The sequence below is a fragment of the Paenibacillus pabuli genome, from assembly GCF_039831995.1.
Classification (GTDB): Bacteria; Bacillota; Bacilli; order Paenibacillales; family Paenibacillaceae; genus Paenibacillus; species Paenibacillus pabuli_C.
In genome coordinates, this window is record NZ_JBDOIO010000005.1 from 726611 (window position 1) to 748490 (window position 21880).

Genomic DNA, 21880 nt, shown 5'->3' on the forward strand with positions numbered 1-21880 from the left:
TAGGGATTATCCAAATTTTTAATATGCACAAAAAGGCCGTCAAATTCATCTACGGCCTTTTCTGCTTATTGATTTTTGCTATATTACTATCCTGCCTAGTTTAAAATCTTAGTTGCCAAAGAACTGCTCTTTATCGGTTCCGGTAATGGTTATCTCCGTATTCGAATTATCGGGTACAAGCCTAAATTGATTCTCATTTTCTTTCTCAGCTGTGACAGAAACTGAGGCAGACTGCAATTGGTTATTTAGATAACTTACCAGGTTATCAACGTTGCTAAATTCTTGAGTTAACACAACAGTTGCCTGGCTCACACCATCACTGACAACAAACGTACGATTTTTGGTGCTATCTTCGTCTGTGCCGGTGAAATGATTATTTTGAAAGAAAAACGACCAGTCGTTCCCACCTAATGTAATCGCAGCGGAGGATCCCGTCTTAAATGTAGATATAAAGAATGTGTCTTCAAATCCATATCCACCTACTGTCCGATCCCCTAAATTAATTCCATGCGCATTGCAGTAGTCCTGAATGAAACTATCAATTGCCGATCCAACTACCTGTCCGGTAGAGAAACCATTCAATGGAATATCCCAGGTCAGGTCAACAGGTATTGTAATATTCCCATCACTGATTGTGAAATGCTTAGGGTTCGTTTTGAAATCTGTTGAGGTAATTTTTTTACTTTCTCCCCTAGCTTGAGTCGCATAGACATTGGTAAAATCGAAATTTGTAATTTCTTTACTGAGGATAGACTTAGGTTCAGCAACCTCAGCTTGAACAGTAATTACAAATTCCTTAGTAGCCGACTTAGATCCTGAGGCAATGGTGGCTACGAGCACAATGTTCGTATCAGCTGTTAAATTGGCACGGTCAATGTTACCATCCAAAATATTAATAATTGATGACTGCGTTGGATCTTTTAAAGTCCAAGTAATATTAGCTCCATCTTGGTGGCTTGGTAATAAGACTGAAACATCGACTCCGTTATACGTTACTTTCAAATTCTCAATAGCTAGTGCAATTACTTGCCAATTAACAATCGCTGCTTCCGCTTCTGTCAATCGCGTGATATCTCCTACCAACGCTTTTTGAGTCACAGTTAGTGCTTCATAGTCTGTACGCGCTTCTCCCACCGCTGTTTTGTCAGCAAGCACCACTTCCTCTTTTACAGGTAAGCCTTCAATTGCTGTCTTCACCAGATTAGCGGCTTCCAGATCCGCAGCTGCTTGGGCTTCCAATGCAGCAATCGCTGCTTCCGCTTCTGTCAATCGCGTGATATCTCCTACCAACGCTTTTTGAGTCACAGTTAGTGCCTCATAGTCTGTACGCGCTTCTCCCACCGCTGTTTTGTCAGCAAGCTCTACTTCCTCTTTTACAGGTAAGCCTTCAATTGCTGTCTTCACCAGATTAGCGGCTTCCAGATCCGCAGCTGCTTGGGCTTCCAATGCAGCAATCGCTGCTTCCGCCTCTGTTAATCGCGTGATATCTCCCACCAGTGTCTTTTGAGTCGAAGTTAGTGCCTCATAGTCTGTACGCGCTTCTTCCACCGCTGTTTTGTCAGCAAGCTCTACTTCCTCTTTTACAGGTAAGCCTTCAATTGCTGTCTTCACCAGATTAGCGGCTTCCAGATCCGCAGCTGCTTGGGCTTCCAATGCAGCAATCGCTGCTTCCGCCTCTGTCAATCGCGTGATATCTCCTACCAGCGCTTTTTGAGTCGCAGTGAGTGCTTTATACTTTGTGCGCACTTCTTCCACCGCTGTTTTGTCAGCAAGCACCACTTCCTCTTTTACAGGTAAGCCTTCGATTGCTGCTTTCACCAGATTGGCGGCTTCCAGATCCGCTGCCGCTTGGGCTTCCAATGCAGCAATCGCTGCTTCCGCTTCTGTTAATCGCGTGATATCTCCTACCAACGTCTTTTGAGTTGCAGTTAGTGCTTCATAGTCTGTACGCGCTTCTTCCACCGCTGTTTTGTCAGCAAGCACCACTTCCTCTTTTACAGGTAAGCCTTCAATTGCTGTCTTCACCAGATTAGCGGCTTCCAGATCCGCAGCTGCTTGGGCTTCCAATGCAGCAATCGCTGCTTCCGCCTCTGTTAATCGCGTGATATCTCCCACCAGTGTCTTTTGAGTCGAAGTTAGTGCCTCATACTTTGTGCGCGCTTCAACCACAGCCACTTTGTTGGTTAACGTCACTTCGCCTTTTACAGGTAAATTTGCAATTATAGCTTTCACCAAATTGGCTGCTTCCAAATCTCCATTACTTGGGGAACTCCCTCCTGTACCTGTCGAAGGTGTACCACCACCAGTAGGAGGTGTTGGGGTTGGAACTGGAGTTGGAGTTGGCGGCGGTATTGGAGTCGGTGGGGGTGTCACAGTCGGCTTTTGTTCATCAATCTTGGTCTTTTCATTGAGAAACTTGTATGCGACCAGCGCTACTTCCTGACGACTTGCCTGATGAGAAGGTTTAAACGTACCATCCGGATTCCCCTTCATTAGTTCAAGTTCAATAGCAGCACCAACTGCATCTTTAGCCCAATCAGAAATTGAATTGACATCCGAAAACCCTAGGTTTTGGCCTTTTCCTGCACTATTAACTCCTAGTGCGTTCACAAATATGACAGCCATTTGCTCACGGGTAAGATTTTGATTGATGCCAAAAATTCCATTACCCATGCCTTTAAGTAGACCCGCTTTGACAGCGGCCTCTACAGCAGGGAATGCATAGTTGCTTTGAGGGACATCTCTAAAAGAAGGTGATTGTGGAGGACTACCGATATCCAGATTCAGCGCTCTTACCAATAGGATAGCAAAATCCTGTCTCTTTATATTACTCGTTGGATTGAATTTCCCATCCCCTGTGCCATAAATAATCCCTTTTTGCACAAGTTCATTAATCTCGTTCTTGGCATAGCTGTTTGAAATATCGCTCAAAGTCACCGATGCGGAGGCATGTGGTACCATGGCGCTAAGGATAGCAACTGTAGATAGGATCGATAAGGATTTTACTTTAAAATTCTTTTTCATCTGTTCCCCTTAAATGAGTTAGTTTTTGGATACTAAATCCTTTTTCTGCCGGTGTATAAATCTCTCAATCTACTTTATGTATCAGTTACAATCCTCCTCAGTACTGCCAGCACAATCATCCAAAAAAACATCTGACATGTACTCCTATCAAGTACACTACCTAAGCTTGTCTGATTCACAATTGGTCACGCCGCAGACAAGTATAATGCCGATTTCACATTCAAGAATCACATTTCATCCTTGATTTGTGTTTTTATTCTACTCACTCGAGATATCGTTAGTCAATCAAGAAAAATCTATAGAATTACTATGATCTCAGGAAAACCTAGAGGAAAAAAAAGAGGCGCAATACGATGTTAATAAAAGTAGGTGCTGTCCCCTCTGTTACAAGACATCACCAACACCCCCTAAACCTTTTTACGCCAGATTTGTCATTAATTTATCTACCATTTAGCGTAAATACGCTTAGTAAGAAAATTTAGTCTACGCTTTCACTTGTCATATGCGGCCAAGAAGCGAACAGTAACGGTTGTACCCTGTCCCTTCGAACTATGATAACGAATTTCTCCACCATACTTTTCCACAATATTAAAACAAATCATCAATCCTAGCCCTGTTCCATTACTTTTTAGCGAATAAAAAGGAGTACCTAGCGACTTCACCTCATCTTCTGACATTCCGCTTCCTTGATCGATGATTTTTATCTCAATATAATGACGATTTCTCTTTGCCGTGATAGAAACAGGCTTGCCAGCATCCGATGCCTCCACTGCATTTTTGATTAAATTCATAAGCAGCTGCTTGAACTCAATCGTATTAATAAAAATCGTGCAGTCTTCCTCTACATCGATATCAATATGGTTATCCGATAGCATCGCATAAGAACTAAGCAGATCTGTAACACTCTGAAGAACACCCTTCACATCGACTCTCTCAGGTTGCAGATCTCCGTTAGGCTTGGAAAGGGTCAGGAATTGAGAGGTGATATGTTCAACCGTATTCAGTTCATCGATCATTAATTTAAACTTGTTCTTGTCCTGAAGGTCAAAAGCAGGATCTTGCTGATATAACTGCAAAAAACCTCGAACAACGGTAACCGGATTCCTAATCTCATGCGCCACAGCAGCGGTTAAATGAGCGATCATCTTCAAACGCTCCGATTGCTGTAACTGCTCAAAATAAAGTTGCTGCTTTTTCATCCGGCTAAAGGATAAATGAAATATGAGAAACAGCAGCACTTGGCTGGCTATGATATTGATTAAATTGCCTACAAGATCGTAATGTAAGTATGTATACACCTGTCCCTGGTCAATTAGAGTAATGTAAACGAAAGTCATCAGGATCAGTATTCCATTTAAAACCATGGAGAAGTAAAACAATTTCATATCAAAAAACAAAATGGCAAGGGAAGGAATTAGGCATATCAGAATATAGGTGGTCCAGGTATCCGGGTACAAAAAGAAAAGAGTATAGAAATAAGCGAACCCCATTATAATGATAATCTTTCTGGAAAAATAAGTTTCATGCCTCGGATAGATCAGCAAACACACCGATATAATTGCTACACACGTAAAATGAATACCATATCCTATCGTAATGCCCTTTAACTCGGACGTCGATAGGATAAGTCCCCACACCATAAGCATAATGATCGTTAACATGGAGATATAATATGTTCTTCGGTTTACCTGACTGTATAATTCTTTCATGAACCCACCATTTCAATTCAAATTTATTATCTTCGAATATCTTAATACGGTATAGCCTTGTGCGCGGGCAAACCTAAAGGCACCCGCCTGGATGCCCTATTCTACATTTCATTGTATCTTATTTAACTAACGACTTAATATAAATTTATGTTGATTTGCTTAAAATGCAATATAGCCGTACGGTCTAGAGCCCGTACGGCTAAACTCAGTGTATTCTACTATTGTAAGAATGATAGATTAGTTCAATCAGATTGTTGATTTTAAGTATAAGTGGAGATCGTTAAATGCTTCTTCTACGCCTTCAGTTTTTTTAAGGGTCCCTTCGAACGAAAAATCAAGCTTTTGCAATAGCTTGATGGAATTCAGGTTTCTAGGGTCCACCTTTGCTTCGATTCGTTTCAGCTTCCACGATGAGAAGGCGTAATCGACCAAACTCGAAACCGCCTCTGAAGCATAACCTTTTCCCCAGTACGATTTGGCTAGGTCATAACCAATTTCCGCTGTTCCATTTGCAAAATTGAAGGCATTATACCCACATGATCCTATAATTTCGCCCGATTCTTTGTGTATGATGGAGAAACGAATGGCCTTATTGTCCTGTGATAGATCATCCAGAAGCTGAATCATTTCTATTGCTTGATTTTCAGCCGTGAAACAACGAACATTCATAAATCGAGTAACCTCCGGATCAGACCAGATTTTAAATAAAGCCGGCGAATCTGATACCTGCATTTTCCTCAGTTGCAGACGCTCTGTCTGTAATTCTGTAATCAATACTTTCACCTCCATTGTTTTTGGATAGGGTAGGTTCAAGATATTGATATCTGCGCATCGTTCAGTCCCTTCCATGTTGAATTCACTCCATTGTACAAGAAGCTTGGTCATGATGCATCTCTTTCGAAATAGTCTTCTGGTAAACGCATCTCTTTCAAACAGTCGATAAATTTCTCTCTGAAATTTGGATTGTTTTTGTACTCCGGCCATATGGCCCTATAGTAAGGAAGCAACTTCTCGTGTGGAATGAGGCCCCAGTATAGTATTGAGTTTTTTAGAACTTCCCGATCGGCATCCACAAACATGCCTTCAATGATCTTCCAGCTTCCAGCTTTGTTCTTACAGCAGCGAGCAGCATAGATTGCTGTGGCTTGCATATTCGGATCACCGCTGCACAGATGGGGCTCAAATTGTTGGAGAGAAACTGCATCACACTCTTCCAAAATATATCCTGCATAACGAAGGGTTTCACGATCATTAATCCTGTCAAACCTTTGCAAAATGTTCGGATAAAACTCTGCTAAATCTGCAGTTTTTCGGTGGGCGTTCAGAATCTTTAATGCCTCCAGAAAATCTTCATGCACATCCGATCGCATTAGCTCCATAAGAAAGCTTGCACCTGTATCAAAAGACGTTTTGCATATGAGCTGAATGGCGGTGGATCGATGTTTCGGACGTTGCTCTGCAATATTCTTCAGAAAATCAATCGTTTCCTGAGAGACTTTTTTAAATTTATACATCCCATCCAGTGCTCTGGTTTGCATCTCTTCGTTCGGAGCTTTCTGATAAGTCTGCATTAAAGCCTCCTCGCTTCCCGGCATTAGAACGCCAAACCACGAGCCCTCATAGTCCAAAATAATTTCATCCAGCCAGCGCTCGTACCAGTCCAGAAAGCTGTCTTCATAAACAAAGAAAAAGGGATGATCCGGATGAAAATCAGAAGTGTACACAACCTTCCCTCTGTACTCCCCCTCCAGCACGAGATACATATCGTATTCACAGCCTTGGGTACCTATGCACAGCATGCCGCCTAGCACTTTATTACGGGCCTCATCATATTTTTCATCGGAGATGTCTTCATCTTCGGTCAGGAGCTTAATTAGATCGTTCCACTCCTCTTTGGTCATCCCTGGATGCAGAACCGGTTGTGCGAGGAGTGCCTCGCGCTCCGTATTGGAAGCAGCCTTTTCAAGCGAATAGATTCCATAATAAGGCCCAGCACCTCCATTCCCGATTTCCGTCAAAAACTGCGCGAAGGGCTCTGGAAGTATTACCTGGTTACGGTCCTGCCAGTTCTCCACCTCTTTGGCCATAAGCTTACCTTTCACCCTGTATTGGTGGGAGGATGCTCCAAACAAGGAGAAATCCGCGTCTTTATGCATAGCTTGTTTAAGTTTCATTTTTATTCGATTCAATTGTGCTTCGTAATCTCTATATCCCACGATAGACACTCTCCTGTCTACTATACTCAGGTACTCTATGTATGATAAATCTATCTCCCCATCATTCTATCATGCAGCGTGGAAAATATAGAAACCGATCAAAATCACACAATGCCCCCGTGGAATAAGCCTCATGAATAACATCAACTCATATTTAGACGAATTGCCGCTTATGCTAATCGTTACTTTAATTTAGGATGACTATAAAAGAGTGATAAAGGCTGTGATTGCGATTGTAATCAAAAGAGACAAATGGATTCAGTATCGCATTCTTCGTAGTACCTCTCTCGCCAAACGTTTGCCTGAAACGCGGTCGCCAAGGAAAATAAAGTGCATTTGTCCGATTATCGTTCTATTGAGTAGAGGTAAATGATATTGTAATGAATAAATAGCCTCAAACGTGTTGGAGACAAAAAAATCGCATCCTCCAAAGGGAGAACGCGATATGAAGCAGATTCATTTCCTGTATCATTTTCTTGGATCAGCAGCACCTCAACGCTTTCGGGCGACCACAGCCAGCCTTCCATTTTCAGTCGAGTACTCACAAGTGGACAGCACAACAAGCTTATCGCCATACTGGGCTGTTACACCTGTATCATAGAGAGCAAGTTTCTTGATATTCTGTACATAGGAATCGAACTCGGCGGGCGTATTGATCTCCCCAATCTGGTAGTATTTAAAAACGTCATCCGATTTCCGATAGACTTCTGACAGAATAACGGCAACAATTTCATACTCTTCTTTCTCGTAAAGTGTGCTGAATTGAAACGTGGCATGCTCCTTATAGAAGCTCTCGTTCTTATATTTCATCAAGTCTTTGAACATCCAACCGCTTTTCATATGGTGTCCATGAATCAGCAAAATGTTCGAAGTGTCAGCCTGACTATCCTTATCCAAAAAAGGAAGCCCACCTGTAGTTTCCCTTTTATCAAAATCATGATTGAGATAGTACCCGGCATCCTGTGGATTCTGCATGACCGGATACTCAATCCGGGTGCCATCAATCTTCAGCCAGCCAACAATGTCCGAGTTCCTCTCGTAAAGATTCCGAAATTCGGGAAGCATGACCTGCTTATTCGCCTTATTGGACAAAAAGGAGGGGACTGTATCCCCTCCTCCTTGGTTTGATCCTTCCTGCCAAACTTCTGTCAGCTCTTCAATTTTCTGTTTCTCGGTATAATCCCGCAAAAAAATTCTTGTCATACTGACGAGAGAAAACACCAACAAAAGGGAGGAAACGGCGATAAGCATCTTTTTGGTTTTTCTCATTCCCTTTCTTACCGCCTTTCCAATCTACTACATGTGCGTTTTCTTCTTATTACCGAGTAGACAGAGTCCGATTGTCACCAAAGACATCAGCGCCAAAGCCATATACCACATTGGCGAAACACTGTTGTCTCCGGTTTTTGGAGCATCGTCCAGCTCGTCACCAACATTGCTGTTTTCGTTGCTGTTGTTATCAGCTTCGTTGCTGCCGTTGCCCGTTTCGTTGCTGCTGTTGTCGGCTCCGATGTTGCTGTTATCGGTCTCGTTGCTACCGTTATCGGTCTCGTTGCTACCGTTATCGGTCTCGTTGCTACCGTTATCGGTCTCGCTGCTACCGTTGTCGGTCTCACTGCCACCGTTGTTGGTCTCGCTGCTACCGTTGTCGGTCTCACTGCCACCATTATCGGTTTCACTGCCACCGTTGTCGGTCTCGTTGCTACCGTTGCCAGTTTCACTGCCACTATTATCGGTTTCACCGCTACCATTATTGTTTTCGTTACTGCCATTGTCTGTGCCGCTGTTACCGCTGTTGCCCGTTCCACTGTTCCCATTCCCAGCATTACCACCGCTGCCGCCACCGGAACGGATCGGTTTCATTGGGACATCGTATTTTACAATGTCAAAATCAACAGAAATGGTACCGCTTCTGTGCGCTTCATATCCATCCTTGGTTACGATCAGATAATAATCTGCTTCAGGGAACACCATGTACGCGTAGAAGCCGTTGGCATCACTCATCTGCTCTGGGCTCTCGTTGTCATGAGGCGGAAAATTAGGAACCGGAGGAAGTGTAACTTTCGTACCCGGAATGCGGCCGTTATCTCGATTACGCTGCGTATCAGCATAGTAGAGTGTAACTTTGGCTCCTTCAATTTTCCTGCCTGTGTTGGCATCTCCTGTCGTTTCGTCATAAACCGTACCGTAAGGATCGACCAATGCCTCGGATATATTCAGCTCCCCGTTCGCTTTCACGTTCAGCTGTGTTACTTTGAAGAGCAGTTCCTCCCCCGTCTCAGCCTTATAGCGAACTTCCATTGTATACTTCTGCTCGCTCAGGCCCTCCACAGAGAAGGTACCGTTTGAAGCCATAGGAAACGCCTTCGGATGACCGTTCTCCTCAACATACTTGCCGTCCATATCCTTCAAATAAATGTACATCTGACTGGTTAATGACTCACTGAATAGCTCTGTTGTTCCATCCAGCTGCTTGAATAGAACGATCCCTACAGCTGTAATGTCAGCTGGAATGGTCTCATCCGTCACGCTGCCGTCTACATTGGCTTTTTGTGTGAACTCGACAGGAACATCTTTTCCGCCTACCTGATACCACTTGGTATATGTGATTGTGTAGTCCGTATTTGCTGTGGCCGGAATCGCATATTCACCCTTGTCATTCGTTTCCGTTTGAATCTCCTTGCTGGTCTTCAGGTCCGTTATTGTAATAGGTGCATTTGGAATAACTTCTCCTGTGTTGTTGTTACGCAGAACGCCTTCCAGATATGGGCGAGTATTGATGAAATGCGCTTCGGCCAGTTTTTTCTCTGGAATAGTGCCTGTGTGGTCGAAACTTTCAGGATTCGTTACATAACCATCTTCCGTGTAATCATCCTGGGTCACCTTATACTCGAGATACGTTGGAAGTCCTTGCACAATAAGTGTCTGACCGTCTGTAAGCTCAAAGGTCTCTCCATTCTTGATTGTGCCGCTGCTTCCGTCTGATTTTTCATAGGTGTAAGCTTCGTTCTCGCCCTCTCCTGTGAAATTAAGGGTGTACTTGAACAGTTTCTTTTTGTCATCGTCTTTGCCTTTAACTGTATTACTGATGAGCAGGCCGCCCTTCAGCACCCGAATGTTGGTGAACGGGGCTAGTTCATCTTGGCCTTCCATGATTCCAGTATGTTCCCGTTCCTCCGGATTGGTCATGTAGTCATCGGCTGTGTATTCCTTCTGGGTAACCGTATACTTCAGACCCTTAGGCAGATCCAACATATCCAGTGTCTCTCCATGCTTAAGCTTGAAGATATCAAGGGACTTGATCGTTCCTGTGCTGCCGTCCGATTTCAAGTAGGAGTAGCTTCCATCCTTGCCGGTACCCTCAAAAATGACTGTGTACTCGAACTCCTTCGTCTTGTCGCCACCGTTCCCCATGACGGTATTGCTGACCGTCAGTTTGTTCACGGTTCGTTCATTAACGAAGTCTGCCTTGTGATCACCTTTATTCACGATAATGCCAGACAACTCTCTTGTCTCCGGCGTAGTAATATAACCGTCTACAGTGGTATAATCGGCCTCATTTACCGTGTAAACCAGATCCGCAGGTAATGCCGAGAGCGTTACAGACTCCCCGTGCTTCAGGTTAATCTTGTCTCCGCTCTTGATCGTGCCAACCGTATTATCGGACTTTGTATAAGTATACTCTCCGTCCTTACCTTTGCCCTCGAAAGTCACGGTATATTCAAAATCCTTGGAAGAATCACTGCCGTTTCCTTCCACCTTATTAGTAATGGTTAGCTTTCCTTGTGCTGGTGTAGGAACAACCAGCGGATTATCCGAGGTTACTTTCACGCCATCTACCCAGATGGGCTTTCCTGGCGTATTGCCTACATACACCTGATAAATTTTTGTAGTCGGCAACCATGTTGTTGTGTCGATATACGTTTCCTTCAGCTCATAGTATCCTGGATCTGGGAATAACAGATTCAGTTTCCCGCCGCTGTCGGTTGTTCCTTTGGCAACTTGGGTTCCGCCCTCTTTCTTATAAAGTGTAAACTCTACACCTTTTAGCGGATTGTTGTCGGGATCCACCTTCCTCAGAGGCAGAAGGGCATTGGAGCTTGAACTTCCGGCAACGTCAGAGTTGTCCAGCGTACTTTCACTTCTGGCACTGACTGTTTTCAGCTTATCATCGCCCATCAGCTTTACTTCGTTGCCCATTTTGTCTCCAGCTTTTGCTTTGGAAGGGTCAACCTCTGTTTGGTAGACAAACTGGTAGAACTGATTAGGGTCATCCATTTTAAATGTTAGCACCGTTGTGCCGCCCTCGCCTGGGACAGCTTCTACCTGAACTTCACTATTCGGGTTGCTGAGATCCAGCGCTTCTCCCTCTCGTTCCAGAGCACCGCTGGCAGACAGCTTCGCCCGATAGACGGCCATACTAGGTGCTGTTAGCACAAGCTCTCCATTTTCTTCATAACGCAGATCCATACCTGCACCTATGGTATCCTGCAAATATACACCCTGTGTCATGTTGAATGGAGGGGTATAGTTTACTGTCCATTCGAGTACGCCTGGAACTGGCTTCGTTACTGACTTGCCAAGGGTCTGAACCGGTACAATCACTTTGCGCTGTTCAGTGAGAACCTTCTCCACACCACCCCATGTCATATGGAGATCGGCTTTGTTATACAGCACCTGCTTGTCGATGCCGCTGGTGGTGTATTCGTCCAGATACTTCTGCAGAGCAGCGTTGGAAGGTCTTGCTTTTACCAGAATGACATATGGACTCTCTAACTTCGAGAAAGTGAACGTTCCCTCGTTTCCTTGATGGGAGAAACTGACGACATGAGCACTTGTCCCTGGTTCAATACGTGTTCTGGCATCATTGCGGGCACCATATTCTGTACCTGATCCATTGTCGGAAAATCCTTTCCACAGCTCAAAGTCCTCACCATCAGAAAACGGAACAAATTCCCATCCTTCAGGCAGTGTGTCCACCAGCTTGATATTGCTAATGACCCGATTACCGCCATCCTTAGCCATTTCTTCTGTGTTATATCCAGGCATGTTTACCCCTAAACGGAATGTGACCGTCTTGGTTGTCCTGTCATAGGCGGAAATGGTCCATGCTTCATTGTTATCGTTTCGAATGTAACTGCTAATGTTATTCGGGCTTACATTTTCAAGTGTGCCATCTGCCTTCAATGGCTTCGATGCAAACAGCATATCCTTGTTCAGCATGCGCAGATGAAGATTAGCAGCGTTTTCTGCCGCTTTTACGGTATCTCCATCAAACAGCAAGGCCCGATTCCGAATAATTTTATCGGCTTCAATATTCTGTCTGAAGAGAACTTCCGGGTTAGTCTCCAGTGTACGGAAGCTGAAGGATGCAGCCTTATCCGTATATCCGGTCACCTTGATCAAATCCGCCACAATTTCACCGTTCACTGTCAAAGGAATAACCTTCAGAGTTAAGCCGTTTGCGCTCTTAAGGGTACCTTCGTGATATTGCTTCCAAAGTTGAGCTGTATTAACATTTGCCTTGATTTTCGCAATCGTTTCCGAGCTCACCTCACCAGTTGCATCCACTGCGTTGTCCAAGACGTTCAAATCTCCGCCATGTACCAGCACATCGTAAACTACGGCATCTGGCAGATTATACTGCGGTGCCAGATTCACGGTCCAGGTAATGCCGCCCAGGCTATAATCCTCGGTTGAAACGGCGCCTGTTTTGGTAAACGTATGTGCCCCGATGTTGACCACTGCCTCATCCGTCACGGCATTAGGCCTTGTACCCGTCATGACATCGTTGTTCTGTATGCCACCCGGTGTATCCATATTCCAGTTGGCACGAGGATCGATTCTGAAGCTGGAGCCGCTTGTGACTTTGCTCTGAATCACTAATTCGACTTTGCCGTTGATATTCCCAAAGGAATACATGCTGTTCGCATCCGGTGTAATGGGCTGTACCTCAGATGCAGTGTTATCCTCCCACGTCTGCCATTCAGCTGATATAAAATCCAGCCCTGCAGGCAATACATTGGTGATCGTAAAGTCCTTTAACCCTTTTTTGTTATATTGGTTAACCGTGACCTTCCATGTAATGGTTTCATTCGAATGGTCATAGGAAGCACTGGCTTGAATCCAGTCAGGGGCAAAAGAAATCTCCTGACTTGCCTGCACCAGCATCGTATTGTCCTGTCTCAGTTCCACTTTGCCATGCATATCCCGGTGGCTGCGACCAAGATTACTTGGTGCATTGCGATGCTCGTAATAATAAGCTTCTTTGGGTATCCATGTTTTAAATTCAACCTTTGGATCCAAACCTGTTCCCTCCGGAAATAGGTAAGTTAGCGAGCCGTCGGCCCCAATGACTGGAGTTACGTTCTGGCCATTGACTTTGAACGAACCTTCCATATAGATACCGGACACGTTACCAAAGCCCGTATTATATGTGGCGGGATTCGTATAAAATATCTTCCCGTCCAACGGTAATTGGACTGTTTTATCAAACTGATCGAATGCAGACACGGTTGATTCCCAGGTAATTGCACCCTCTACCAATTGGGCTGGTTGAATTCCCCGGTAACTATACTGGTCCCATCTAATCATTCCAGGCGAGCTTAAAGTGATGCTGTACGCTTCCGTCACATCCGGGTTGACTAACTCATACGCTCCCCCGAAAATCGTGATAGGCTTCGTATCACCGTAATTCATGCCTGCGATATCCGAATTGGCAGTGGTTTCGAAGCCAAAGGTAACCCCTCTTCCGACACCGTTAAAAAACCAATCGTCACCATCAAATACAATTTTGATGCTATCGGGGGTGAAAAAAGCGGTACCGAGTTGCTTCAAACCCATATCGGTTGTTGCCATTAACGGCTTAGTAGCTGTCGGCAGTACCACTTCGTTGAAGTAGGCATCCCGTCTTAACTCGATTGAATCACCCTGCTGAATGTACTTGGTTGTATCATTCTCGTCCGGTGTGTTTGCATAATCTCCCTTAACCGGAACCTTGAGGCCCTCTGATTTAAGAGTAAACGCCTGTCGTCCCTGGATCGTACCGCCTGGAGCTATGTCCGTTCCCTGCGTCACCTTCAGCGGAAACGTTGAATTAGCATCCATGAACACAACTGTTTTGTCCGTCGGAGCTGCCACCAGCATGATGGAATCGTTCGGCACATCGTACACGGCGTCTGTCACTGGCACCGGTTCGTCTGTTCCTTTCAACCCGGTTTCGCTATTGGCTACTGCCCCAGAATTGGTTGGTTCGCTATCGGCATATGCAGTAACAGAGAACGCCACCGTCTGCAAAACAAGCATCATTGCCAAGAAGCAAGAGAGTATTGCTTTACCCATGTTGCGTTTTCGTTTCAAGATACCTTTCTCCTCCATTTCCTAAATTACCAGAATTCATCAACAGCAGGAGGATCGACCTGATCACACTCAGCCGAAGTAATTATTCTATTTGCATGATTCCAGTAGCCTTTTGCCTCAATGAAATCTTGCCAAGTTCCCTCCTGTTCACCTCCTCCATAGATAGATGGCTCGTGAAGAATGCACTTTGGTCCGAGTTTCCACTCTTTCTTATCTAGTTTAAAAAATTCGTCTCTACAAAATCTCAACAAAGACAACTTGAACAATGGCTTCTACCTATTCGAGGACCTTGTTGAATGAATAGTGATTCTTAAATGATAAATGGAGGGGATTTATGATTTGAAGGAGTATATTTGTGAAATGATCTTACCTCAGTGGAGTACAACCAGCCGTAGATTAGTTTTTAATCAATAAGAGCATAAAAAAACACATCCTCATTTGGAATACAGCAATCTCCCAGATAAACTCTTTCATGAATTCGAGGTTTATCAATAGAGAAGCTTATTTTCCAAAAAGGATGTGTTTCCCTGTCTTAAAATAAGGCCTGAATACGTTCTACATTACGAAGCTTTTGCTGCAACAGCTTTTTCAATTAGAGCTTTGGCATCGTTAGTGGAAAGACCTTGTTTAGGTTGAAGTTCGTTGTTCTCTGCCGCTCCAAAAATACCTTGCTCAATCAATTGTGCCAAGGATTTAACTGCATAGACAGATACGGTTTTGCCATCTTCAAAACCAGCAATAATCGCAGCAGCATCTTTATCCGAAGCTTGATTTTTCAACAATTTAGCAAGAATGGTAGCTGCTTCTTCACGAGTGATATCACGGTCAGGGTTGAAGTTGCCACCGTAGCCTTGAATGAATCCAGCGTGAGTAGCTGCAGCGATTGCGTCTGCATATGCCGCGTCAGCAGCCACATCCTTGAATGCAGGTGCTGTAGCAACTTCATTTAGTTTCAACATGTCTACTAGAGCAGTTACAAATTCAGCACGGGAAATGAATTCTGTTGCTACCGGTGTTTCTGGTTGCTCTGCAGGGGCAGCTACGTTCGTAATACGTCCTTCTGTTTTAGCTTGAATCGTGCCGCCTTTATACGCATCTACAATGTACTGGTAGAATACATCCAGATCGATAGGACCTGCTAGGGATGACTTAGCATCCACCAGCACTTTATAGTTATCTCCACCAGCTGCCATAAAGTTGTTAACTACAGCTGTATACGTTTTTGCAGGGTCAATAGGTGTGCCATCTTCCAGACTAAGACTCGTTACACGTTCTGCAACTGGCTTATTGAAATCTGCCGTATATTTCAAACCAGAGATTTGTAGTGTTTTGGTGTTTGGTGTACCATCTGCATTGGTTCCCCATTGTTGTTCCAACAAGGTTTGGATTTGTTCACCCGTCAGCTCAAGTTTCACTAGAGTATTGCCAAACGGCTGGATTTTAGCAAGATCAGCAAAGGTCACATCGCCTTCTGGCAGATCTGCACGAATACCACCTGGGTTCATAAATGCAAAGTCAGCATCGCTTGCGTTATCACCAAAGTCTGCTTGACGCATAGCATCCGCAATGAGGTTTCCGAGAGGTGCTTCGTTATTGTAAGCATCTGTGCGAGTGACAGAACCATCTGTTGTACCTACTGGCTTGGTTAGCTCAGGATGCTTGTCCAATGATTTTTTAATAATAGCCAAAGATTCAGGATCTTCTTTTACACCCTCTTGGAAAGTCGTTGTCACTGTAGCTGATTTTTCGGTTACATCCCCAGTCGTAGGGTCAATCATCAACTTGATGTCTTCAAATGCCGTACCATAAGAATACGCTTGAACGATCAATTTCCCATTTACTTCACCATTAGCCAAAGCGTGATTGTCACCTGCTACGATAACGTCAACAGGCGAATCTGCTGGCAGAGCTTTTGCTAAATCAGCTGCTTCTCCAGTGGTTACGCCTTCTTTGGTTGTTGCTGGATCATGCGCCAGAACGATGATCGTTTCAACATCTTGATCTTGCAATTCTTTTGCATATTTATTAACGGCTTCCACTTCTTCTTCAGCGCTTAAGAAACGCACGCCTGCTGTACCCGATGGGGATACTTTAGCAGGTGTAGCTTTCGTCACCAATCCGATAAATCCGATTTTGACGCCGCCCACTTCTTTAATTACATATGGCTTAATCAATGTTTTGCCAGTGGCAGTTTCAACGACATTTGCATTCACATAATCAAATTTTGCCCCGGCGTGAGTCACTTTTCCTTCTTTTGGATCAAGTCCGCCAAAGATTTGTGCTTTTAATGCAGCGATCCCTTGGTCGAATTCATGGTTGCCGAGTGAACCCACATCGAAGCCCATCATATTCATCCATTCCATCGTAGGCTCATCCCGATCCAACGAAGAAACGGGAGCAGATGCACCAACAGAATCTCCATTATGGAAGAGTAGGGAGTGTTCATGTTTGGCTTGAGCTTCTTTTAGATATGTAGCTAGAATTGGAGCCGTTCCTGCCTTTTTATCACCAACCATTGATGTGGTATCCAGCTGACCGTGCAGGTCATTGATTCCGATCAAGTGTACTTCTACATCTGTGCCTGCAGCAGAGACAGGACCTACCGCGCCGAATAGTTGAGAAAGTAATAGTGCAGTCGTAGCCACACGAATGGTGCTTTTCCCCAGAACTTTTTTCCATGACATGAGTTAAAAAACCCCTCTCCAATTTCTGATCCTGAGATATTTTAACATAAATCAAGTCAAGAAAATCGCGAAATATATCAAATGGATGTAAAAATTTTGAAAGATTGATAGAGAAGGAAGCAGGTCTATTTTATTTGAAAATGACGAATTCTAAGTTCTGTTCTTTTAAATGTTTAAGAATAGCTGGAAGTGCCTTTAATGTGTTCTTGTTCTCGTGCAGCACATATACGCCCCCAGCAGCTTCTACCTGATGAAAGTATCGAATAATGTCTTCTGGCTTCTTCGCATTCCAGTCCTCTGGATCCCGATTCCATAGGAGAGTCTTCATATTCATCTTTTTGACCTCGGAGACAAGTTCGTTGTTAATCGCACCGTATGGTGGTCGAAACAACGTAACTGTATTATGCGTCAGTGATTCTATAACGCTGTTTGTCTTCGATAAGCTTTCGCTCTGATCCTGAGGGGTAGCTTTTGGAAGCAAACTGTGATCCCAGGAATGATTTCCGATCGCCATTCCATGTTCACTCGCATAGATCACGGCATCTCGATTGCGTTCCACCTTCTGCCCTACGAATAGGAATGTTGCCGCTACCTTCTGTTCTGTCAGAATGTCCACAAACTGCTTCGTAAGCGTGGAAGGACCATCATCAAAAGTTAAAGCCACATATCCCTTGGGCAGACCAAAGAAAGACTCCTCTTTATCAATGTCGATGACTTCTAAGGATGCTTGAGTGGTCTTAGGCTGATTCGATACTTGCGATACGACCAAGTGGCCTGTTCTTGCATCCTCATCTGAGATTCCCGACTTGTTTAAATCGTTTATTAGTACAGGAACCGTCGGTGCCTTCGAAGCATACGTTTTTTCCTCTGCCTGCGCCACCCCGATCGATCCGCTAAATGTATGTGCAGAATCGTCGTTCCCCTTCGAAGTGATAGATAGAACAACCAACAAGCCGGCAGTTACCAGGAACAGAACGAATATTTTAGGCATGTGTTCAGAGAATTGCCGCAGGAGTTGTATCTGCTGCGGAGCAGGTTCCTCTACTATGTCCTCCTGCCTTCTATCTTCTGCCGGGACGGGCGGAAGGTTCCTGATCCGCTTTATTTCATGTGTGTACGCTTCGCTGCATCCAAAATACTGCACATCCCGGGAAACATCAGTGGTTCTGATTACGGAACTATAAAAGGTATTTCGATAAGGATCCCACTTGGAGTAGGGAGAGAGTCGGATCCTGTCGCCATTCAATGGCTTTAACATTTCAAGCTCAATATATGTAAACTCATCAATATCAATTTCGTATGTAGCTTGCCTATCCTCTTGGGTCACGACGACTGTGATTTGATATACACCATCCGGGGTCTTCCCAAGCGATAACAGCTCTATTACCTGCGTAATGTATGTCTCCATACCATTCGTCCTCTCTTCCGATCAGACATGACCTTAATCGTTTGGAGATTCCTCAGTTGTTCCTGTGTTCGATGCAAACGGAGATGTCAGTCTGTTCGTAAAGTCATTTACAACATTAAGCAGATGCGTTTTCTCCTGGCGAAGAGCATCGAATTTCTGCTTCATTTGAGAGAGCTCGGATTCATATCTTACATTCTTCTCCTCAAGCTCGCTGATTCTCTTATTCTTATCCGTAATCATCTCATTGTGCTTCTGAAGCAGACCGGCATAGTTCTGGCGTTCGAGCTCAATTACACTTTTAAGCTCATCGTTCTGACCAGACATATTGGATTGAAGCTCCCGATAGTCTTCTAGCATTTGATCAACCTTCAGATTTTTATCGGTCAATTTCCGCTCCAGCTCCAGAATGCTCTTTTCACGTTCCTCAATGACCTTGCTCAAGTTCTTTAGGTCTCTGTTCAAACGATCATTTTGTCCGTTCGCATGGTTTAGTCGGTCCTGCAAATCGTTATGACTCATTTCAACATGCTGCTTATCCTTAATCATCTGTTCAACGGCAAATAATAGATCAAGCGAGCTTTTGTCCATATGGGCCTTATTAATTAAAACAGAACCTGAAGGCTCTTCCTTCGCTTCGGAAGTAGTCGAATTTAGTGAACCTTCTTCTTGCGGCTCGTCGAAGTCCTTCTTCATGTGAAGGTCCTCTCTCGATTGCTGCTCAAGTCTACTCTTCTTCTTTTGGAACGGCGAAAACATATATTAAGTCACCTTTTCTAAGAAAATGTTGATAAATGTTGATAAATGTCGATTTAGGACATATGACCGCATATTAATTATCGGAAATTGGCCTTTATTTCTTAATATGTTGAATGAATATTTAAAAGTTCAGAGCGCAGAAAAAAGAGACGTGGACATTTCTCCATCGTCTCTGACTTTTATCCTAGATTACTTTTTTTCTTCTTGTGCCGTGGCTTCTCCGCCTACGAAACAGAGAATCTCAATATCATCAATGTCTATCATCTTATCCTTTTCTGCATCGTAGTACTCCCCAAATAGAAATAGTGACTCATTCTTCCTACTCAATAAATAAGGAATAATCTCCTCACAAAATTCTGTAACACTTTGAAACATAGATTCTGGGGCAATCCCTGATTCATCGATAACGAATAACTCTTTGTGAACAGTAAGGGCAGGGTTGCGATTTAAATGATACAGCCCAAAAGAGGTATTCTTACGACACTCATCGTAAATGGGTATTTCTATCTTTTCTATGAAATCTCCATCCGTATAATTCAAGGTTAACTTTGCAGTCATCTCCATTCTCCTTTTTTAACAATATAGAAAAGCGCTCCTCTTGAAACTATCGTCGAGAAAGACTCAAGAGACTATTTTCACACGATCCTTCTCGCAGTAAGATGCTTATTTTCATATATTGACAATTATATGTGTTAGACTACAAAAAGAAGAATTGCCGATCTATAATAAAGAACGCTACACAACTGGATGCAGGCAGTTATTACGATAAACATAGGTTAGAAAGGAAACACCATGAATAGTTCCTTGAAGCAACGAATGAAATCATTATTAGCACCCGCGTTTCCCGGTGGAATCATAAGCATTCTGATATTTTATCTTGATTACTTTCAATTCGAACTTGTTGAAAAATTTCTATTGTTTGCGGCTTTCGTCATTGTACCTCTTGTAATCTTACTTTTGAACCATGACGTAAGAAATAAACATCAACGAATGATTTATGCTGCTATGAAATGGCTTCAATTTCCCGCTGCACTTCTTACCTTGGCCTCGGTAATGAGTAGTAAGATGTGGGGGTTAGAAAGTACGGCAATCCCAGGGATACTGTCCCTTGGGTGGCTATTGTTCACACTGCTGCTTGGCATCTATGGCTTGAGCACTATTGTGTTCTCTAGAGGAAAAGCAGCGGAGATAGCGATTGGCGCCGGGCTCGTTTATTTTTTTATAGGGGGCATTTGGTTTACCTTATATCAATATCAATTCGACCTCTTTGAGGCTAATGTGGCAACACACGCGTTAAGCTCGGTCCATTTTCATTTTTCATCTGCGATCGTTCCGATTTTTATTGGTGCACTGGGACGGATCATGACGAAAAAAAGCTGGTATCCATGGGTTGTTGCCATCGATATCATCGGACCCATATTGATTGCTTTCGGAATGATTTTCTCCAAGCCGATCGAGTACATTGGTGTCACTTTGTTCGCATGTAATATTGTGGTTTATACCGCTTATCTCCTTGCTTACTTGAGAAAAAACGCTTTGGATATTAAGGCAGCCTTCTTCTTAGGCCTTTCTTGCCTAGCCTTTTACACGGTTGTTGTCATTTCCATCTTCTATCCGTTACTAAAAAATATGTACTCCTTAACCATACTCGATTTTATTCCCATTTATGGATCTCTGTATGCGTTTGGATTTGTCTTATGTGGACTGATTGGTTGGGTGTATATGGTAGACTTCATTAAGAAAAAAAGGATTGTCAAGGAGACTAGATAGGTTTAGGCTAGCCAATCGGCTTTAATGAAGTAGTTTAGCCAGGTTCGTGCTATAATGGTGTTTACCTGATTAACATTCATCATTCTGCCGAGATGGCGATGATTAAGGAGATTGAACTTTGACGAACAACCATGATATTGGAGCAGTTAACGAACTACCGGAAAACTTTGAGGAGCTCAAACGAGCGGCTAATCGGTCGGCAAGCTGGAGAGACAGACTGAATGCGGTGAACGAATTGGGAAACTGGGATACCGTCCCTACCATACAGTTGCTACATTATGTTTTGAAAAATGATCAAGTGTTTCAAGTGCGCGAAGCCGCATATCACAAGCTCAAGCAGTTGGATGAAGATGTACAGATGCCTGCCAAAAACAAAGGCGATCTGTTTAAAGGTCTTCACAAAATTTTGCTACGGATTAAAAAAAGCCTTCCTGAAGGTCACACATTCGAGCAATTTAAGGAAAAACTGCAAAAGACACGTCTGGATATCTATGATACTTACGAGGGCGACAAAGATGCTGAGTTCGACTCCTGGCTCCATGGAATTTGGGAGACACTAGGTAGAAAATAGCCGCCGTTCATCGTATCATAGCTGAGTACAAAGCCACTCCAAAAAAATGGAGTGGCTTCTTTATTTCTTCAGGGTCACCTCCATCACTTGTACATTCCCTGTACGATGCGAAGTTACGTGATATAAGATTTATTCTGGTATATAAGGAAGATCCAGTGTCTGCGGAACGTTGATGACATGCTTTTCTGTCGCCCACATCCGCATCACCATGAACGACATTGATTACACCAGCCGGGAACTCACTCGCAACAATCTCTGCAATCTTCGCTGCCGCCCGTGGCGTAAATGGACTGGGTTTAGCACAATCGTGTTCCTATCCTCGATAGGCGTTGAATACAGGCTACTGCGAGTTTTCCGCAAAAAACTTGCCCCTACGAAAGAAG

General features: G+C 43.8%; 12 protein-coding genes and 1 pseudogene. 2 read left to right on the forward strand and 11 right to left on the reverse strand.

Going from position 1 to position 21880, the window contains the following annotated elements; translation table 11 throughout:
• Nucleotides 1–108: 108 nt before the first annotated feature.
• The 10 genes from ABGV42_RS30000 to ABGV42_RS30045 form a co-directional block, all read right to left on the reverse strand.
• The gene (locus ABGV42_RS30000) at nt 109–3024 is read right to left on the reverse strand and encodes an S-layer homology domain-containing protein (protein ID WP_347384992.1); all 2916 of its coding nucleotides are present in this window, start codon (nt 3022–3024) and stop codon (nt 109–111) included.
• Nucleotides 3025–3515: 491 nt separating this feature from the next.
• Nucleotides 3516–4733: a HAMP domain-containing sensor histidine kinase gene (locus ABGV42_RS30005; RefSeq protein ID WP_347384993.1), complete on the reverse strand. Its 1218-nt coding sequence runs from the start codon at nt 4731–4733 to the stop codon at nt 3516–3518.
• A gap of 246 nt (nt 4734–4979) precedes the next feature.
• Nucleotides 4980–5507 (reverse strand): GNAT family N-acetyltransferase, encoded by a 528-nt coding sequence (locus tag ABGV42_RS30010; RefSeq protein WP_347385249.1) that lies wholly within the window; start codon nt 5505–5507, stop codon nt 4980–4982.
• Between the two features lie 107 nt (nt 5508–5614).
• A complete protein-coding gene (locus tag ABGV42_RS30015; protein ID WP_347385250.1) occupies nt 5615–6907 on the reverse strand; it encodes an SMI1/KNR4 family protein in 1293 nt (430 codons plus the stop codon).
• A 534-nt stretch (nt 6908–7441) separates the two neighbouring features.
• The gene (locus ABGV42_RS30020; RefSeq protein ID WP_347384994.1) at nt 7442–8218 is read right to left on the reverse strand and encodes a class B sortase; all 777 of its coding nucleotides are present in this window, start codon (nt 8216–8218) and stop codon (nt 7442–7444) included.
• Nucleotides 8219–8245: 27 nt separating this feature from the next.
• Nucleotides 8246–14308, reverse strand: a complete 6063-nt coding sequence (locus tag ABGV42_RS30025; protein WP_347384995.1) for a DUF7601 domain-containing protein — start codon at nt 14306–14308, stop codon at nt 8246–8248.
• A gap of 560 nt (nt 14309–14868) precedes the next feature.
• Nucleotides 14869–16992, reverse strand: a complete 2124-nt coding sequence (locus ABGV42_RS30030; RefSeq protein WP_347384996.1) for a bifunctional metallophosphatase/5'-nucleotidase — start codon at nt 16990–16992, stop codon at nt 14869–14871.
• A 130-nt stretch (nt 16993–17122) separates the two neighbouring features.
• On the reverse strand, nt 17123–18400 hold the full coding sequence (locus ABGV42_RS30035) for a polysaccharide deacetylase family protein (RefSeq protein ID WP_347384997.1): 1278 nt from the start codon (nt 18398–18400) through the stop codon (nt 17123–17125).
• Between the two features lie 33 nt (nt 18401–18433).
• On the reverse strand, nt 18434–19093 hold the full coding sequence (locus ABGV42_RS30040) for a hypothetical protein (RefSeq protein ID WP_347384998.1): 660 nt from the start codon (nt 19091–19093) through the stop codon (nt 18434–18436).
• A 252-nt stretch (nt 19094–19345) separates the two neighbouring features.
• Nucleotides 19346–19714 (reverse strand): hypothetical protein, encoded by a 369-nt coding sequence (locus ABGV42_RS30045; protein ID WP_347384999.1) that lies wholly within the window; start codon nt 19712–19714, stop codon nt 19346–19348.
• Between the two features lie 234 nt (nt 19715–19948).
• Here ABGV42_RS30045 and ABGV42_RS30050 point away from each other — a divergent pair, with 234 nt between their 5' ends.
• The gene (locus ABGV42_RS30050; protein WP_347385000.1) at nt 19949–20926 is read left to right on the forward strand and encodes a YndJ family transporter; all 978 of its coding nucleotides are present in this window, start codon (nt 19949–19951) and stop codon (nt 20924–20926) included.
• Nucleotides 20927–21044: 118 nt separating this feature from the next.
• Entirely contained in the window at nt 21045–21497 is a 453-nt protein-coding gene (locus ABGV42_RS30055; protein WP_347385001.1) for a HEAT repeat domain-containing protein, read from the forward strand.
• A 7-nt stretch (nt 21498–21504) separates the two neighbouring features.
• On the opposite strand, the pseudogene ABGV42_RS31930 reads toward ABGV42_RS30055, so the two are convergent.
• Nucleotides 21505–21786 (reverse strand): annotated as a pseudogene (locus ABGV42_RS31930) (hypothetical protein); the annotation flags it as partial.
• Nucleotides 21787–21880 lie beyond the last annotated feature (94 nt).

What these genes read in the sequence shown, in the direction of transcription:
- ABGV42_RS30020 (WP_347384994.1), bottom strand. Translation starts at nt 8,218, where the DNA reads ATGAGAAAAACCAAAAAGATGCTTATCGCCGTTTCCTCCCTTTTGTTG.
- ABGV42_RS30045 (WP_347384999.1), bottom strand. Translation starts at nt 19,714, where the DNA reads ATGACTGCAAAGTTAACCTTGAATTATACGGATGGAGATTTCATAGAA.
- ABGV42_RS30015 (WP_347385250.1), bottom strand. Translation starts at nt 6,907, where the DNA reads ATGAAACTTAAACAAGCTATGCATAAAGACGCGGATTTCTCCTTGTTT.
- ABGV42_RS30030 (WP_347384996.1), bottom strand. Translation starts at nt 16,992, where the DNA reads ATGTCATGGAAAAAAGTTCTGGGGAAAAGCACCATTCGTGTGGCTACG.
- ABGV42_RS30040 (WP_347384998.1), bottom strand. Translation starts at nt 19,093, where the DNA reads ATGAAGAAGGACTTCGACGAGCCGCAAGAAGAAGGTTCACTAAATTCG.
- ABGV42_RS30000 (WP_347384992.1), bottom strand. Translation starts at nt 3,024, where the DNA reads ATGAAAAAGAATTTTAAAGTAAAATCCTTATCGATCCTATCTACAGTT.
- ABGV42_RS30035 (WP_347384997.1), bottom strand. Translation starts at nt 18,400, where the DNA reads ATGGAGACATACATTACGCAGGTAATAGAGCTGTTATCGCTTGGGAAG.
- ABGV42_RS30050 (WP_347385000.1), top strand. Translation starts at nt 19,949, where the DNA reads ATGAATAGTTCCTTGAAGCAACGAATGAAATCATTATTAGCACCCGCG.
- ABGV42_RS30005 (WP_347384993.1), bottom strand. Translation starts at nt 4,733, where the DNA reads ATGAAAGAATTATACAGTCAGGTAAACCGAAGAACATATTATATCTCC.